Raw genomic sequence first — 15,706 nt, 5'->3', positions numbered from 1 at the left:
GCGGGTGCTGGCAGACTGGAGCGGTGACCAGCTCAGACGCCATCCCCCACAGCAGCCCGTTCCGGCACGCGGAGACGGACCGGGACGCTGCCCCGCAGTTCGTGCTGCCCCTTGTGGTGCGGATCGAGAAGACCGCGCCCCCGTCCCGTACGGACGCCCTGGAGACGGCGGCGCGGGCGGTGCTGGTGCTGCTGTCGGACGAGCGGTCGACGGCGGAGGACGGCGAGTGGGCCGAGGCGGTGCGGGACTGGCAGGACGCCCGGATCCGCAAGGTCGTACGGCGGGCACGCGGCGCGGAGTGGCGGCGGGCCCAGACGCTGCCGGGCATCACGCTCACGGGCCGGGCGGCGGCGGCCGAGGACGCGCCGGAAGCCGAGGGCGCTCCGGCGGCCGAGGTGCGGGTGTTCCCGCCGGTGCCGCTGGACGGCTGGCCCAAGGAGCTGGCCAAGCTCCAGGTCTCCGGCACCGACCTGGACGACCCCGCGCCCCCGCCCCCGCCGGGCCCGGCCGGTCCGGTGCTGTGGCTGAGCCCGGAGGTCAAGATGTCGGCGGGCAAGGCGATGGCGCAGGCCGGGCACGGTGCGCAGCTGGCGTGGTGGGAGCTGGACGACGCGCGGCGGGCGGCGTGGCGCGAGGCCGGTTTCCCGCTGGCGGTGCGGATGGCGTCCCCCGAGCGGTGGGGCGCGCTCACCCGGAGCGGTCTGCCGGTCGTACGGGACGCGGGCTTCACCGAGATCGCACCCGGGGAAACCGTTGTGGTCGAGGGGCGGTCACCTGCCGTGTTCCGGCGTCGGCCTTGACGCCGTAGACCTCCCACGGCCCCGTGCCGGAGCCGTGCGCCCAGCCAGGCCGAGCGTTCGGGCCGAGGGCGAGCCCGGCTCAGGCGTGTAGGTGACGAGCATCTGGTTGGGCGACGCGGGCGTCGTCCAGGTGACGTAGGTGAGGTCGATGTCGCCGAGCTCGGGATGGCGCAGGAGCTTGATTCCGCTGGCCTTCTCGTGGACGTGGTGTTCGGCCCACAGTTGCCGGAATGTCTCGCTGCGCGCAGCCAGGTCACCTACGAGGGTGGAAAGTTCGGGGTGATCCGGGTTCTCGCCCGCGGTCATCCGCAGGATCCCGACGGTTTCGCGCGCGGAACCTTCCCAGTCGCGGTGTCGGGCGGCGAGATCCTCGTCGAGGAACATCAACCAGGCGGTGTTGCGCTCACGCTCGGGCAGGGCGGCGAAGTCGGTGAACAGTGCGCAGGCGAGGTCGTTCCAGCCGATCACCTGCGTGCTGCGGGTCATGACGAGCGCCGGCACGGTCAGGGTTTCGAGGAACATTCGGGTGGAGTCGGCCATCCGCTCCTGCCCCGCGCCCTGGGCGGGGCCGCGTCGGCGCGGCGGGTGTGCCAGGTGGTACAGGTGCTCACGCTGGGTGTCGTCGAGCAGCAGCACGTGAGCGATCGCATCGAGCACCGACTCGGACGGCCGTCCCCCGCGGCCCTGCTCGAGGCGCACGTAGTAGTCGGTGGACAGTCCGACTAAGGCGGCGACCTCCTCGCGGCGCAGTCCGGGCACGCGGCGGCGACCGAGGTCGGTCAGCCCCGCCGAAGCTGGTGACACGCCGGCCCGGCGCGCCTGCAAGAAACACCCCAGCTCCGACTTGCTCATGTCCCCATGATGCCGCACGGGCGTCGGCGGTAGGGGGGCGTGCGAGTACCCAGGTTGCTGAGTACCCAGGTTCCCCGGACCGCTGGTCGAGGTCGGCCTGGATGGAAATGACGTGGTATCCGACGCTGGTCCGTGCCGCACCATCCAGGACATTGAGGGAACCATGGCCGAACACCACACGGACGCCGCCATCAGTGCCATAGGCCGATCGCACCTTCGGGACGATCCTGAGGCGCTCAAGGCGTTCAACGAGAATGTCGTCGAGGAATTCCGAGCCAACGGCGGAAAGGTCGGCGGCCCTTTCGAAGGTGCCGACATCGTGCTGTTGACCATGACGGGCGCCAAGTCGGGACGGCCACGACTGACTCCGACGGAATACTTCACGGTCGACGGCCGTCTCTTCATCGTCGGGTCCTATGGCGGACTGCCGAGAAACCCGGCCTGGGTGCACAACCTCCGTGCCGACGCCAGGGCACACGTCGAGATCGGCACGGACACCTACGACGTCATCGCTCGTGAGGTGCCGCCGGACGAGCGCGACGCGTTGTTCACCCAGCTCGTCGAGCTGGCACCCCGTCTCGCCGGATACCAGGCCAAGACCGTCCGAAAACTCCCTCTCTTCGAACTGCACAGCGCTTAGGGCGTATCCGCACAGTCCCGCCGGGCCCGCGACGCCTGGCACCGTGAGCCCCCGGGGACAGGGAAGGCCGATGGCCCGCTGCGCCCGGTTGGCCGAGGTGCGCGGAGATCGCGCCCGGGTCCCGCGGCGACCATACGAACGTACGCAAGGCCGCCACGGACACCGTGCGCCGCGGCGCGCACACCGCGAGACGCCGCGGCCGGATCAGGCGCGGCGGCGCTTGCGGATCGCGCGGGTCACCACCGGGGGCAGCACGTCGGCGGCCAGCCGGCGGACCTGGCTGGGGCGGCGCGGCGCGCCCGCGGACGCCGGGGCGGCGGGCGCGCGGCCCGCCTTCGGGGCGGGGGCGGACGCGGGCGCGTCGTCGGCGTAGCGGGACCGCGGCGCCGCCGGGTTCTTCGGCTTTCCGGAGAACCGCAGCACCCGGCTGCCCGCGATCTCCTGCCGGCTGGTGTGCATGCCGCGGCGCCACTCGTCGTCCGCGAGCATCTCGTCCTGGATCGGGCCGGGGTCGCCCCACATGCCGTAGAGCTTCTGGGTGGTCAGGCAGATGGGCCGCAGGCCGCGGTTGAAGACCGCCTCCCACGCGGCGGCGGCCACGCCGGGGGTGTGCTCGGAGCGGAAGTCGTCGAGCACGACGATGCCGCCGGGCAGCAGGACATCGCGCGCGGCGATGATGTCGCCCTCCACGTGCTCGTACAGGTGCGAGGCGTCGACGTGGACGAAGCGGCAGGTGTCGTCGTCCACGTGGCTGGGCACGATCGAGGTCGTTCCCTGGAGGATGTCGGGCAGGGCGTCGTGGAACGCCAGGTAGTTCTGCTCGAAGGCAGTGCGGGTGAGGGTGGAGTAGGACTTCCGGGCCTCCGCCGCGTTGTTCTCGTCCGGCGCGTCCTCGGCGTCGAAGAGGTCGCAGACCGTGAAGCGTTCACCGGCCCGCAGGTACGCGGCGGTGAAGATGGCGCTCTTCCCCATGTAGGCGCCCATCTCGAGGATGTCGCCGTGCTCCCCGAGGCGCTCCTGACGCCTGAGGAAGAAGTCGAACAGCACTTGGTCAAGGCTGGGGAACCACCCCTTGACGTCATTGAGGCTGCGGGGACGCTGCGCTGCTTCGGCGGTGGTGGCCGTCATGGTGCTCTCTGTTCCTCGGAGGCGGGGGTCGGGAGAGACGTGAATCGCGGGCCACGCTGGCAGTGACAGGCAACGCCGGGACGTCACGGTTGTGTGTTTTATGTGACCGGAACATCGGGCGACCGGGCAGGTACAGGGGGTAAGTGGACGGAAGGCGTCCGGAAATAGGGTCTTACGGACCGATGACGCCACGGCGCGGACACGGGCCCCGTGGCCGGTCGAACGCCTAGCGTCGGACCCATGCGCGTACTGATCACCGGAGGCGCGGGCTTCATCGGCTCGCACATCGTCACCGCTCTCGTCGACCGCGGCCATGAGCCGGTCGTCCTCGACGCCCTGCTGCCCGCCGCCCATCCGGCGCCGCCGCAGCCTTCCGGGGCCGAGTGGGTCCACGCCGATGTGCGGGACCGGGCGGCGGTGGAGTCGGCGCTGCGCGGGGTGGACGCCGTCTGCCATCAGGCGGCGATGGTCGGCCTCGGCAAGGACTTCGCGGACGCGCCGGACTACGTCGGCTGCAACGACCTGGGCACGGCGGTCCTGCTGGCGGTCATGGCCGGGCGCGGGGTGCGCTCGCTGGTGCTGGCCGGGTCGATGGTGGTGTACGGGGAGGGGCGCTACGACTGCCCCCGGCACGGCCGGGTGCGCCCTGGCCCGCGCGCCGAGGCCGACCTGGCGGCCGGGCGGTTCGAACCCGGCTGCCCGGACTGCGGCACCCCGCTGCGGCCGGGCCTGGTCGACGAGGACGCACCGGCCGACCCGCGCAACGTCTACGCCACCACGAAGCTGGCGCAGGAGCATCTCGCGGCGGCGTGGGCGCGGGCCGTGGACGGCCGGGCGGTCTCGCTGCGCTACCACAACGTCTACGGGCCGGGCATGCCGCGCGACACCCCCTACGCGGGCGTCGCCTCCTTCTTCCGCTCGGCCCTCGCCCGCGGCGAGGCGCCCACGGTCTACGAGGACGGCGGGCAGCGCCGCGACTTCATCCACGTACGGGACGTGGCCTCGGCCAACGTGGCCGCCCTGGAGGCGGCCGCCGCCGCGGCGGCCCCGGGCGGCCTCACCGCGTACAACACCGGCAGCGACGACCCCCATACGGTGGGCGAGATGGCGGAGGCGCTGGCCGAGGCGTGCGGCGGGCCCGCGCCGGTGGTCACGGGGGCGTACCGGCTGGGCGACGTACGGCACATCACGGCCTCGTCGCGCCGGCTCCGCGAACAGCTGGGCTGGCGGCCCGCGATGACGTTCAGCGAGGGCATGACCGAGTTCGCCCACGCGGCCCAGCGCCCGGCGGCCACCGTCCGGTAGTCCGGAGAGCCGCCCGGGCCGGGCTACGCCGGGGCGGCGGGCAGGCGGACCTCGAAGCGGCAGCCGCCGGCCACGTTCGTCACGGCCGCGTGGCCGTCGTGGGCCTCGACGATGCCGCGGACGATGGCGAGGCCCAGCCCGGCGCCCGCCGGGGGCGTACGGGCGTGGCTGCCGCGCCAGCCGGTGTCGAACACGCGCGGCAGATCCTCCTCCGGTATGCCGCCGCAGCCGTCGGTGACGGACAGCACGACGGTGTCCGCCTCGCGCCGGGCGGCCACGGCGACCGTGCCGTCGGCCGGAGTGCGGCGGATGGCGTTGATGAGGAGGTTGCCCAGGACGCGGGTCATCTCCTTGCCGTCGACCTCGACCGGGATGGGGTCCACGCGGTCGCCGATCAGCTGGACGCCGAGCTGGCGGGCGAGCGGGTCGGCGCCCGCGAGGGCGTCGCCGATCAGGTCGTAGACGGAGACCCGGGTGGGGGCGAGGGACAGCGCCCCGGCGTGGATGCGGGAGAGTTCGAAGAGGTCGCCGACCATCGTGTTGAGCCGCTCCACCTCGGTGCGGATCTGGCGGTGGTAACGGGCCGGGTCCCGCACCACGCCGTCCTCCAGCGCCTCGGACATCGCCCGCAGCCCGGCCAGCGGGGTGCGCAGATCGTGCGAGATCCAGGCGACGAGCTCGCGGCGGGAGGACTCCAGGGCCCGTTCGCGCTCCCGGGACTCGGCCAGCTTGGCGCTGGTCGCGGCCAGCTCGCGGCCGAGTTCGGCGAGTTCGGCGGTGGCCGCACCGCCGGGGGCGGCGAAGCTGCCGCCGTCCCCGAAGGAGCGGGCGGCGAGGGTCAGTTCATGGCTGCGGGCCACCACCCAGCGGCCCAGCAGCAGCGCGGTGGCCAGGGACACCACCGCGGCCATGGCGCAGACGGTGGTGACGACCGTCAGGTCGTGCGGGGACAGGAACATCGCCCAGGCGACCGCGAGCGTCCCGGCGAGCATGGCCGTCACCGCGACGGTGGCCACGACGGCGAGGGACACGACGACGGACCGGCCGCGCAGCAGCCGCAGGGCGAACGCGCCGAGCAGCCCGGCCGCGGCGGCGCCGAGGAACGCGAACAGGGCCATCAGCAGGACGTCACGCACGGCGGTCCGGCTCCTCCGCCCTGTCGGCCCCGGCCGGGGCGTCCGGCGCGTCGAAGCGGTAGCCCACGCCCCAGACGGTCTGGATGAGGCGCGGCGCGGCCGGGTCGTCCTCGATCTTTCCGCGCAGCCGCCGCACATGGACGGTGACGGTGGACAGATCGCCGAACTCCCAGCCCCAGACGTCCCGCATCAGCTCCTCGCGGGTACAGGCGAGCCCGGGGTGGCGCAGCAGGAAGGCCAGCAGGTCGAACTCGCGGAGCGTCAGGGCGAGTTCGCGGCCGTCCTTGGTGGCACGGCGGGCCATCGGGTCGAGGGTGATCCCCGCGCGGCTGAGCAGGGTGCCGGTCGCGACGCGAGCGCCGGGGGCGGCGGAGGCGCGCGGTCCGGTACGGCCGCGGCGCAGCACGGACTCCACCCGCAGCACCAGCTCGCGCGGGCTGAACGGCTTGGTGACGTAGTCGTCCGCGCCGATCTCGAGACCGAGGATCCGGTCGTCCTCGTCGCCGCGGGCGGTCAGCATGATCACGGGCACCGGCCCCTTGCCGCGGAGCGCGCGGCACACGTCCAGGCCGTCCATGCCGGGCAGCATGAGGTCGAGGACGACCAGGTCGGGCCATTGGGCGTCGGCGCTGGCGAGCGCGCCGGGGCCGTCGGCGGCCCGGTCGACGGCGAAGCCGGCGCGGGTGAGATACCCGGCGACGACCTCGGCGACGGTCGGATCGTCGTCCACGACGAGCACGCGGCCGGGGAGTGGGGTCTGCTGCATGCCCTCCAGCCTGGCACCCGGCCGGCCGGACCGTCCCGCCCACGGCCGGGGGACGGGGGCGACGTCCGCGTTTCGTAAGGACCTGAAGTCCGGAATGTGGCTTTTTCGCTCGTAGGGTGGGCCGGGTGACCAACTCGACCGCTCCTCGTGCGGACGTCGTCCTCCCGTGTCTGGACGAGGCCGCCGCCCTGCCCTGGGTGCTGGAACGCATCCCCGCCGGCTGGCGCGCCATCGTCGTCGACAACGGTTCGACGGACGGCTCGGCCGCGCTCGCCCGCTCCCTCGGCGCCACCGTCGTCCATGAGCCCCGCCGGGGCTTCGGGGCCGCCTGCCACGCCGGACTGCTCGCCGCCGACGCCGACTTCGTCTGCTTCTGCGACTGCGACGCCTCGCTCGACCCCGGGCTGCTGGCGGGCTTCGTACGCGGCGTCGCCGAGGGCGACGCCGATCTCGTCCTGGGGCGCCGCCGCCCCGAGGGGCACGGCGCCTGGCCGGTGCACGCCCGGCTCGGCAACGCCGCCCTGTCCCGGATGGTGCGCCGGCGCACCGGAGCCGCGCTGCACGACCTCGGCCCCCTGCGCGCCGCCCGGCGTGAACCGCTGCTGGCCCTGGGCCTCACCGACCGCCGCAGCGGCTATCCGCTGCAGATGGTCGTGCGGGCCGCCGACGCGGGCTGGCGGATCGAGGAGCGCGACGTGCCGTACCGGCCGCGGACCGGAAGGTCGAAGGTCACCGGCACCTGGCGGGGCACCTGGCACGCGGTGCGCGACATGCGGGCGGTCCTGCGTCAGCCGCCGCCCGCGGCCACCTCCCCCGGCGACCGCGCGGGGGCCACCCGGTGAGCCCGGAGAGCACGGTGATCGTCATCGCCAAGGAACCCGTGCCCGGGCGCGTGAAGACCCGGCTCACGCCCCCGTACACCCCGGCGGCGGCCGCGGCGCTGGCCGAGGCCGCCCTCGGCGACACCCTGCACGCCGTGCTCGGGATGCCCGCCCGGCGCAGGGTGCTGGCGCTGGACGGGCGCGCCGGGCCATGGCTGCCGCCGGGCATCGAGGTCGTGCCGCAGGGCGGCGGCGGCCTGGACGAGCGGCTGGCCGCGGCCTTCGCCGGATGCCAGGGGCCCACGCTGCTCATCGGCATGGACACCCCGCAGGTCAGCCCCGCCCTGTTGGCGCCCGTCCTGGGCCGGGACGGCTGGCGGGACTGCGGCGCCTGGTTCGGGCCGGCCGCCGACGGCGGGTTCTGGGCCCTGGGCCTGGCGGAGCCCGATCCGGAGCTGCTGCGCGGCGTGCCGATGTCCACCCCCACCACGGGTGCCGCACAGCGGCGCCGTCTTGACGACGCCGGGCTGCGGGTGCGCGAACTGCCCGTACTGCGCGATGTCGACACGGCGGACGACGCCGAGTGGGTGGCGGCCCTCGCCCCGGGCAGCCGGTTCGCCCGCACCCTCGCCGGACTGTCCCGGGCCGCCGCCCGATGAGCACGGCGATACGCGAAGACGCGGGCGGCGCCACGTCCGGATCGTGGCGCGCCGACCCCTATACGCGGGCGCTGAGCGCGGGCCGGGGCCCGCTGTTCCTGCGCCGCGCGGACGGCTGGCTGCTCCCCCTGGAGGTCGAGCGATGGTGCGCGGACGCCGACGCGGCGGACCGCACCGTGCTGCGCCGGTGCCAGGGGCCCGTCCTCGACATCGGCTGCGGCCCCGGACGGCTGGTGGCCGCGCTCGCCCCGCACGGCCACCCCCGCCTGGGCATCGACGTGAGCCGGGCGGCGGTCGCCCGTACCGTCCGCACCGGCGGCCCGGCCCTGTGCCGCTCGGTGTTCGAACCGCTGCCGGACGAGGGGCGCTGGGGCACGGCGCTGCTGCTCGACGGCAACATCGGCATCGGCGGCGATCCCCCGGCCCTGCTGGCGCGCGTGGCGCAACTCCTCGCCCCCGAGGGGCTGCTCATCGCCGAGGCGGCCGCGGCCGACGTCGACGAACGGGTCCGGGTGCGGGTGGACGACGGACGCGGCCGGGCCGGTACGGCGTTCCCCTGGGCCCGGGTGGGCGCCCCCGCGCTGCTGCGCCACGCCCGGGCGGCGGGCTGGACCGCCGTAGAGCGCTGGACGGCCCGGGGCCGCGACTTCATCACCCTGCGCCGCGCCGCCGTGCCCGGGCCCGCGACACCGCCGCCCTGACGCACAGCCACAGCGCGGAGGCGGCGAACAGCCCGGCGGTGATCAGCAGCCAGCGCTGCCAGAAGCCATCGGCGGAAAGCCCGGTGTAACGCTCGTAGCGGCGCCACTGCGTTCCCGCGATCAGCGGGAACCACACCAGCAGCAACAGCACCGAGACGAAGGCGGGCACCCGTACGTGGTTGACGTACGAGGCGGGCGCCGGAACCGCCCGCCGCAGCGCCCGGTCGGCGAGCCCGTACAGCGGCAGCAGCACCAGGTCGTGCAGGACGGCCGCGCCGACGAACCAGAGCACGATCCCGAACCAGTCTCCGCTCAGCAGCCGTACCCCCGCGTAGCCGGTCAGCGCGAAGGAGCACAGCAGCAGGAGCAGATGCGGCGGCGAGTCGCCGTACCGCCGCCGGAATCCGGAGCCGGCCTTCACACCGTCTCCCCGAAGCTCAGCCGGGCGACCCACTTGGTGTTGTGCACGCCCGGGGCGCCCGGGACGATGACGCGCGCCGGGTAGCCGTGGTCCGGCGACAGGTCCGCGCCGTTGACCCGCAGGGCGAGCAGGGAGCGCGGATCGCGGACCTGGTTGTCGCGCAGCACGACCGACCGGAACGAGCCGTGCCGCTGGAGCGATTCGACGAAGACGGCCGGTGGCCGCTCGCCCAGGCCGACGAGCCCCGCGAGGTCGGCCAGCCGCACCCCCTCCCACCGCTGGTCGGGGGTGGACCACCCCTCGACGCAGGCGATCGGCAGCGCCGCCCCGTGCCGCGGCAGCCGCAGCACCTGCTCACGGGTCAGGACGGCCTCACGCCCCGGGCCGCGCACCACCAGCCGCCACCCGGGGCCGATGTCACGGGCCCTGATGCCGACGGCCGCGGCGGTCTTGTTGATCTGGAAGCCGTTCGGCCCCCGGCCCGGCTCCCGGCCGTGCGGGGCGAGCAGCGCGGTGTGCCGCAGCGGCCCGTCGAGGCTCTGCCCGGCCGTCACCACCAGCAGCGCGGCCGAACCGGTGCCCACCATCGCGAGCGCGCCCCGCCGCGACATGGTGGGCGGGGCGGGGTCCGGGCTGACCAGACCGGTCTCGTCGGGCGGTTCCGGCCGGGTACGGGAGACGGGAGTACGCAGCTCCGCCCGCAGATCGCGACCGCGCAGCGAGCGCACCATACGGGGGAAGCGGAGCGCCACGTGGACGGCGAACGCGCCCATGAAGATCCACGCCCCGTAGAAGTGCAGCGGGTAGAAGGACCCGGGGAAGGCGTACTCCAGCTGGACGTTGAGCACCCCGGTCACGAACTCGAAGAGCCCGCCGCCGACCAGCGCGAGCAGCGACAGCCGCTCGAGACCGTGCCCGAGGGAGCGCACCGGCGGCCGCTCGAACAGCTTGGGGGCGACGGACCACAGCTTGGCCAGCAGCACCGGGACCAGCACGATGCCGAGCGTGACATGCACCCCTTGGGTGAGGCGGTACAGCCAGACGGGGTGGGTCGGCCAGGAGAAGAGGTAGAAGCCGAGCAGTCCCTTGTCAGGGGTCTTGTCGTTGACCGGCGACAGATCCGGGTTGTACGCGGCGTACGACAGCAGCCCGGTGACGAACAGCAGCGGAATCCCGAACAGCAGGATCAGACCGAAGACGGACGTCAGCCAGGGGCCGCGCAAGGGGCTTCGCCAAGCGGGTGGACGGGGGCTCATGGCACGACGGTATGGCCGCCGGACCGGTCATCAGGGGTTCCGACGCATGACGAAACGCTGACGTCGGTCCGCTCGGCCGTACCCCGCGGCCGGGATCTGACGGTTCGGTGACGTCAGCGCGCCACAGCGGCCGATCCGGCAGGTCACCGGCTTAGCGTGAGGCCGTGAAGCTCCCCCTCCGCACCGATGACCAGACCCTTCGTACGCCGGACGGCGACGAGCGGACCGGCCGCCGCCGGGATGTGCTCGCCGCCGCTGCCGCCGCGCTCCTGTTCGCCGTCGCGGCCGTCGTCGGCACGGTGATCCAGCGGACCGACCACACCCTGTACGTCGACTGGGCGCCGCTGTACGCCGACTGGCTGCCCCACGCGGGCCCCGGCACGCCCGCCGCCGTCGCCCTCGCCGTGGCCGTCGTCGCCTACGGCCCGCGGGTCGCGGCGACGCTGCCGTGGCGTCGGCTGCTGTGGACGGGCTGGGCGGTGGCGATGGCCTGGACCTGGGCGCTGGCGCTCGTCGACGGCTGGGGGCGGGGCGTGGCCGGGCGGCTGACGCAGCGGCACGAGTATCTGCGCGGCGTCGACCGCTTCCAGGACATCGGCGCCGCGCTGCGCGGCTTCACCGGTCACATCCTGATCACCCAGCCCGACCACTGGCCCGCGCACATCGCCGGGCATCCGCCGGGCGCCGTGCTCACCTTCGTCGGGCTCGACCGCCTGGGGCTCGGCGGCGGCGGATGGGCGGGGGCGTTCTGCGTCACCGTGGGAAGCTCGGCGGTGGCCGCCGTCCTGGTCACGCTGCGCGCGCTGGGGCAGGAACGGGCGGCGCGCACCGCCGCGCCCTTCCTCGTCCTGGCCCCGGCCGCGGTGTGGGTGGGGGCGTCGGCGGACGGCTACTTCACGGCGGTCGCGGCCTGGGGGATCGCGCTGCTCGCGCTGGCGGCGAGCCGTACGGCCCGGGCGCCGGGCGCCGTCGCGCTGGCCGCCGGGCTGCTGCTCGGCCTCACCGGGTACGTCTCGTACGGGCTCACGCTCATGGCACTGCCCGCCGCGGCCGTGCTCCTCCTCGCCCGTACGGTGCGGCCGCTGCCGTACGCCCTGGCCGGGGCGGCGGTGGTGGCGGGCGGCTTCACGCTGGCCGGTTTCGCCTGGTGGGAGGGGTACGAGCTGCTGGTCGAGCGCTACTACCAAGGGGTCGCGGCGGACCGCCCGTACGGCTACTGGGTGTGGGCCAACCTCGCCGCCACGTCGGTCGCGGCCGGTCTCGCGTCCGTCGCCGGGGTCCGCCGGGCGGTCGGGGCCGCGCCGGGAGTGGCACGGCGGCTGCGCCACGGCGGTCAGGGCGGGCACAGCGGTCACGGTGGCGCGGACGGGCTCGTGGTGCTCGTCCTCGCCGCACTGCTCGCGCTGGCCGTCGCGGATCTGTCCGGGATGAGCAAGGCCGAGACGGAGCGCATCTGGCTGCCGTTCGTGCTCTGGCTGCTGCCCTCCGCCGCGCTGCTGCCCGCCCGGGACCTGCGCCGCTGGCTGGCGGCGCAGGCCGGTCTCGCGCTGCTGGTGAACCATCTGCTGCTCACCGGCTGGTGACTGCCGGTTGATGAGTGGCCGATGTGAAGAGCAGGTGATACTTCTGTGATACTGAGCGGGGCACACAACTGAACCGTTGCCAGGGGGCGGGACCCGTTGAAGGCGTTGAAGACCTTGAAGGCATCGCAGTCCTTGAAGGCGTTGAAGGCATTATCGGCGCGGAACGCCTATGGCGTGGCCGCGCCCCTGGGGGCGCTCGCGGCCGTGGCCGTGGTGGTGGCGCTGCTCATCGCCCTGACCTCGCCGGGGGATACGAGCGGCGCGGTGGACGGCAGCGTCCAGGCCGCCGCGCCCGTACCGCGAGCCGACAAGATCCCCAAGGGTGCCAAGAAGAAGAACAAGTACGCCGACTGGGACGGCGTGGTGAAGGTGATCGGGGACGGCTCCATGGCCTACACCGGTCCCCAGCCCCATCAGCCGAAGATCAAGAAACTGAAGCCCGGGGAGAAGCCCCCGCAGTTCGTGGTCTTCTCCTGGGACGGCGCGCTGGAGAACAACGACCACCTGTTCTCCCGCTTCCGCAAGGTCGCCAAGGAAAGCGACGCCAATATGACGTTCTTCCTCAGCGGCATGTATCTGCTGCCCAAGTACAAGAGCGACCTCTATCGGCCGCCGATGCACAAGCGGGGCTCGGCCGCCATATCCTTCCCCACCGACGAGCACATACGCGAGACGCTGGAGCAGCTGCGCGAGGCGTGGCGGGAAGGCAATGAGATCGGCTCGCACTTCAACGGGCACTTCTGCGGGTCCAAGGGCGGCGGCGAGTGGACCACCGAGCAGTGGAAGAGCGAGGCCGAGCAGGCGTACTCGTTCGTGGAGCACTGGAAGACCAATACGGGTTTCACCGACGTCGAGCCGCTGCCCTTCGACTACGACGAGGAACTGGTCGGCGGCCGCGCCCCCTGTCTCGAAGGACAGAAGAATCTGATCCCGGCCATCAAGTCGCTGGGCTGGCGCTACGACGCGAGTTCTCCGGGCGACTTCCAGATCTGGCCGTCCAAGATCGACGGGATCTGGAACTTCCCGCTGCAGCTGGTGCCGTATCCGGAGAGCGAGAAGCAGGTCCTCTCCATGGACTTCAACTTCCTCTACAACCAGTCCGGTGACAGCACCGAGGGCGATCCGGCGAAGTACACGGAATGGGAGCGGCTGACCCGCGAGGGCTATCTGAACGGTTTCGAGCGCGTCTACAACGGCAGCCGGGCACCGCTGTTCATCGGCAACCACTTCGAGACCTGGAACGGCGGCATCTATATGCAGGCCATCGAAGACGTGATGCGCAGCGTGTGCAAGCGCCAGGGTGTGCAGTGCGTATCGTTCAAGCAGCTCGCCGACTGGCTGGACGCCCAGGATCCGAAGGTCCTGGAGAAGCTGCGGATGCTCGACCCGGCGGAATCGCCGGACTGGTCGACGTACACGAAGTAGTCATACGCAGGTAACAGCGGGCCCGGCCCGGTCGCGTTCTGTCGACGCGACCGGGCCGGGCCTTTTCCATAACTCCGGCTACTTCTTCCCGGCACCCGCCATGTAGCGAGTCCAGATGTCCAGGGGGTAGGTGTCGCTCGCCTTTCCGGTGGCGTCCCCGCCCATTCCCTTGAGCGGCAGCAATTCCTGGGTCTTGGGGTCCACCCGCGACAGCGAAACGGCCGTGGACACCTCGTCGGTGTAGCCCACGAACCAGGACGAGGTGCCGTCCTGCGCCCTGCCCGTCTTACCGGCCGTATCCGTCCCGACCGCGGCCGCTTCCTGCCCGGTGCCGCTCTGGACCGCGCCGTGCAGCGCGTCGTCCACCTGCGCCGCGACCTCGGCGGTGAACGCCTGCTTGGCGCGGTCCTTGCGCAGGGCGAACTTCTCGCCGTTACGGGTCAGTCCGCTCACCGAGTACGGCGGCACATGGGTGCCGTCCGCGGTGAACGTCGCATAGGCGCTGGCCATCCGGATGGAGCTGGGGGTCGCGGTGCCGAGCGAGAACATGGGCACCCGGGCGCCGAAGCTGCTGGGCAACAGGCCCGCGTCGATGGCGGCCTGGCGGACCCGGTCGAGGCCGACGTCCATGCCGAGCTGCATCATCGGGGTGTTGATGGACTGCACGATCGCCTGGCGCAGGCTGACCTGCCCATAGGACTGCTCGCCGTCGTTCTCGCCCCGCACGATCTTGCCGCCGCGGTCCCAGTAGGGCCCCTCGGGGGTCTTCACGGCGACCTTGTTGTTGCCGTCGTAGAGCGTGGTGGGGGCGACGGGCGTGCGGGGGCTGTTGCGCTCCTTGAGTACGCCGTCGCGCAGGGCCGCCGCGTAGACGAAGGGCGTGAAGGCGGTGCCCGCCGGGACGGTGGAGGCGTTCGCGTCGTTGAAGCCCTGCTCCAGATAGCCGGGGCCGCCGTACAGCGCCTCGATGCGCCCCTTCGGCGTCACGGAGGCGGCGCCGATGCGCACGTACCGGTCCTCCTGGCGGTTCTTGGGGTCGAGACCGTCGCGGGTCTTCTTCACCGAAGCGGCGAGCGCCTTGACCTTCGACTTCTCGAAGGTGGTGTGAATCTGATAGCCGCCCAGGTCGAAGTCGGCGTCGGAGATGACGGTATGGGAACTCACATACGCCTTCGCGGTCTCCACCAGATAGCCGACCTGGCCGGTGAGCCCCGCCGGCCGGGGCGCCTGCTGGGGCTGGGGGAAGGTGGTGTACTTCGCCCGCTCGGCTTTGGAGAGCTTTCCGATGTCGACCATCCGGTCCAGCACCCACTTCCAGCGCTCGACCGCCCGTTTGTGGTTCTTCGCGCTGAGCGTCGGGTCGAAGGTTGCGGCGCCCTTGAGCAGCGAGGCGAGCATCGCGCCCTCGCTCGCGTTGAGCCGGGAGACATCCTTGCCGTAGTACGCGTAAGAGGCCCGCTGAATGCCGTAGGTGCCGCGCCCGAACCAGCTGGTGTTCAGATAGCGCTGAAGAATCTCCTGCTTGCTCATCCGGTCGTCGAGCTTGATGGCCATGAACATCTCGGTGAGCTTGCGGGAGAACGTCTGGCGCTGATTCAGATAGGCGTTCTTCACATACTGCTGGGTGATGGTCGAGCCGCCCTGGGTCTCACCGCCCGTCACCATCCGGGTCACGGCGCGCATCAGACCGCTCGGGGAGACACCGCTGTCCGAGTAGAAACTCGCGTTCTCGGCGGCGAGGATCGCCCACTGGACCTTTTCCGGCACCTTGGACAACGGCACCTCCTGACGGTTCACCGGGCCCGTGCGGGCCATCTCGGAACCGTCGGCCCAGTAGTAGACGTTGTCCTGCTGGGTGGCGAAGTCGTTGAGGTTCTTGGGTATGTCGGTCTGCATGTAGAGATAGCTCAGGACACCGGTGAGACTGCCGAGGCAGAACACGAAGAGGAGGCCCACCTGACGCCACGACGGCAGCCACCTCCGCGCACCCTGTCGCCCGGCCCGGGGGTAGTCGAGCCGGATATGACGGGCCGCCCAGCGACGCACTTGCATCCCCCGGCCGACCGACGACGGCGGCGGCTTACGGTGTGCGTTACGGCGGTGCTTCCCCATGGCATTGTTGCTGCTGCCCAGCACGTGTGTTCCCCCACGCTCGCTCCGCGCGCGGGCGCGGCACAAAGGTGTGATCTTCCATCCCCCCAGACCACACGACC

The 15,706-nt window shown here is 72.6% G+C and carries 15 protein-coding genes; 8 read left to right on the top strand and 7 right to left on the bottom strand.

Going from position 1 to position 15,706, the window contains the following annotated elements:
• The first annotated feature begins 23 nt into the window (after positions 1-23).
• Entirely contained in the window at positions 24-800 is a 777-nt protein-coding gene (locus ACFZCY_RS23230) for a peptidyl-tRNA hydrolase (protein WP_391176342.1), read from the top strand.
• Here the strand turns inward: ACFZCY_RS23230 and ACFZCY_RS23225 are convergent.
• Positions 771-1,652, bottom strand: a complete 882-nt coding sequence (locus ACFZCY_RS23225; protein WP_391176338.1) for a helix-turn-helix domain-containing protein — start codon at positions 1,650-1,652, stop codon at positions 771-773. The two genes, ACFZCY_RS23230 and ACFZCY_RS23225, sit on opposite strands and share 30 nt — an antisense overlap.
• A gap of 163 nt (positions 1,653-1,815) precedes the next feature.
• Here ACFZCY_RS23225 and ACFZCY_RS23220 point away from each other — a divergent pair, with 163 nt between their 5' ends.
• Positions 1,816-2,292, top strand: a complete 477-nt coding sequence (locus tag ACFZCY_RS23220; protein WP_391176334.1) for a nitroreductase/quinone reductase family protein — start codon at positions 1,816-1,818, stop codon at positions 2,290-2,292.
• 204 nt (positions 2,293-2,496) lie between these two features.
• Here the strand turns inward: ACFZCY_RS23220 and ACFZCY_RS23215 are convergent, their stop codons facing one another.
• Positions 2,497-3,420 carry a class I SAM-dependent methyltransferase gene (locus tag ACFZCY_RS23215; protein WP_391176331.1) on the bottom strand — a complete coding sequence of 308 codons (924 nt, stop codon included), beginning with the start codon at positions 3,418-3,420 and terminating at the stop codon, positions 2,497-2,499.
• Positions 3,421-3,660: 240 nt separating this feature from the next.
• On the opposite strand from ACFZCY_RS23215, the gene ACFZCY_RS23210 reads away from it, so the two are divergent.
• Positions 3,661-4,725 (top strand): NAD-dependent epimerase/dehydratase family protein, encoded by a 1,065-nt coding sequence (locus tag ACFZCY_RS23210; RefSeq protein WP_391176328.1) that lies wholly within the window; start codon positions 3,661-3,663, stop codon positions 4,723-4,725.
• Between the two features lie 23 nt (positions 4,726-4,748).
• Here ACFZCY_RS23210 and ACFZCY_RS23205 read toward each other — a convergent pair whose 3' ends face one another.
• Both ACFZCY_RS23205 and ACFZCY_RS23200 read right to left on the bottom strand, forming a co-directional pair.
• On the bottom strand, positions 4,749-5,861 hold the full coding sequence (locus tag ACFZCY_RS23205) for an ATP-binding protein (RefSeq protein WP_391176325.1): 1,113 nt from the start codon (positions 5,859-5,861) through the stop codon (positions 4,749-4,751).
• The gene (locus ACFZCY_RS23200) at positions 5,854-6,627 is read right to left on the bottom strand and encodes a response regulator (RefSeq protein ID WP_391176322.1); all 774 of its coding nucleotides are present in this window, start codon (positions 6,625-6,627) and stop codon (positions 5,854-5,856) included. The genes ACFZCY_RS23205 and ACFZCY_RS23200 overlap by 8 nt, the downstream gene beginning before the upstream one ends.
• A 116-nt stretch (positions 6,628-6,743) precedes the next feature.
• Between ACFZCY_RS23200 and ACFZCY_RS23195 the strand changes: the two genes are divergently transcribed.
• The 3 genes from ACFZCY_RS23195 to ACFZCY_RS23185 are packed head-to-tail and all read left to right on the top strand — an operon-like array spanning position 6,744 to position 8,808.
• Positions 6,744-7,469, top strand: coding sequence for a glycosyltransferase (locus ACFZCY_RS23195; RefSeq protein ID WP_391176319.1), 726 nt, complete (start codon positions 6,744-6,746; stop codon positions 7,467-7,469).
• Positions 7,466-8,107 (top strand): DUF2064 domain-containing protein, encoded by a 642-nt coding sequence (locus ACFZCY_RS23190; RefSeq protein WP_391176316.1) that lies wholly within the window; start codon positions 7,466-7,468, stop codon positions 8,105-8,107. Before ACFZCY_RS23195 ends, ACFZCY_RS23190 begins: the two co-directional genes overlap by 4 nt.
• Entirely contained in the window at positions 8,104-8,808 is a 705-nt protein-coding gene (locus ACFZCY_RS23185) for a methyltransferase domain-containing protein (protein ID WP_391176313.1), read from the top strand. Before ACFZCY_RS23190 ends, ACFZCY_RS23185 begins: the two co-directional genes overlap by 4 nt.
• Here the strand turns inward: ACFZCY_RS23185 and ACFZCY_RS23180 are convergent.
• Entirely contained in the window at positions 8,759-9,229 is a 471-nt protein-coding gene (locus tag ACFZCY_RS23180; RefSeq protein WP_391176310.1) for a hypothetical protein, read from the bottom strand. The genes ACFZCY_RS23185 and ACFZCY_RS23180 overlap by 50 nt on opposite strands.
• Positions 9,226-10,485 (bottom strand): molybdopterin-dependent oxidoreductase, encoded by a 1,260-nt coding sequence (locus tag ACFZCY_RS23175; RefSeq protein ID WP_391176307.1) that lies wholly within the window; start codon positions 10,483-10,485, stop codon positions 9,226-9,228. The genes ACFZCY_RS23180 and ACFZCY_RS23175 overlap by 4 nt, the downstream gene beginning before the upstream one ends.
• Before the next feature lie 164 nt (positions 10,486-10,649).
• Here ACFZCY_RS23175 and ACFZCY_RS23170 point away from each other — a divergent pair, with 164 nt between their 5' ends.
• Together ACFZCY_RS23170 and ACFZCY_RS23165 are read left to right on the top strand one after the other, a co-directional pair.
• The gene (locus tag ACFZCY_RS23170; RefSeq protein WP_391176304.1) at positions 10,650-12,068 is read left to right on the top strand and encodes a hypothetical protein; all 1,419 of its coding nucleotides are present in this window, start codon (positions 10,650-10,652) and stop codon (positions 12,066-12,068) included.
• Between the two features lie 174 nt (positions 12,069-12,242).
• On the top strand, positions 12,243-13,493 hold the full coding sequence (locus ACFZCY_RS23165; RefSeq protein WP_391176301.1) for a hypothetical protein: 1,251 nt from the start codon (positions 12,243-12,245) through the stop codon (positions 13,491-13,493).
• A 78-nt stretch (positions 13,494-13,571) separates the two neighbouring features.
• On the opposite strand, the gene ACFZCY_RS23160 is transcribed toward ACFZCY_RS23165, so the two are convergent.
• Positions 13,572-15,605, bottom strand: coding sequence for a transglycosylase domain-containing protein (locus ACFZCY_RS23160; RefSeq protein ID WP_391176299.1), 2,034 nt, complete (start codon positions 15,603-15,605; stop codon positions 13,572-13,574).
• Positions 15,606-15,706 lie beyond the last annotated feature (101 nt).

This window comes from Streptomyces sp. NPDC007983 (genome assembly GCF_042958345.1).
Classification (GTDB): domain Bacteria; phylum Actinomycetota; class Actinomycetes; order Streptomycetales; family Streptomycetaceae; genus Streptomyces.
The sequence above is the reverse complement of the archived record's forward strand: the minus strand, read 5'-3'. Positions and strand labels throughout refer to the sequence as shown.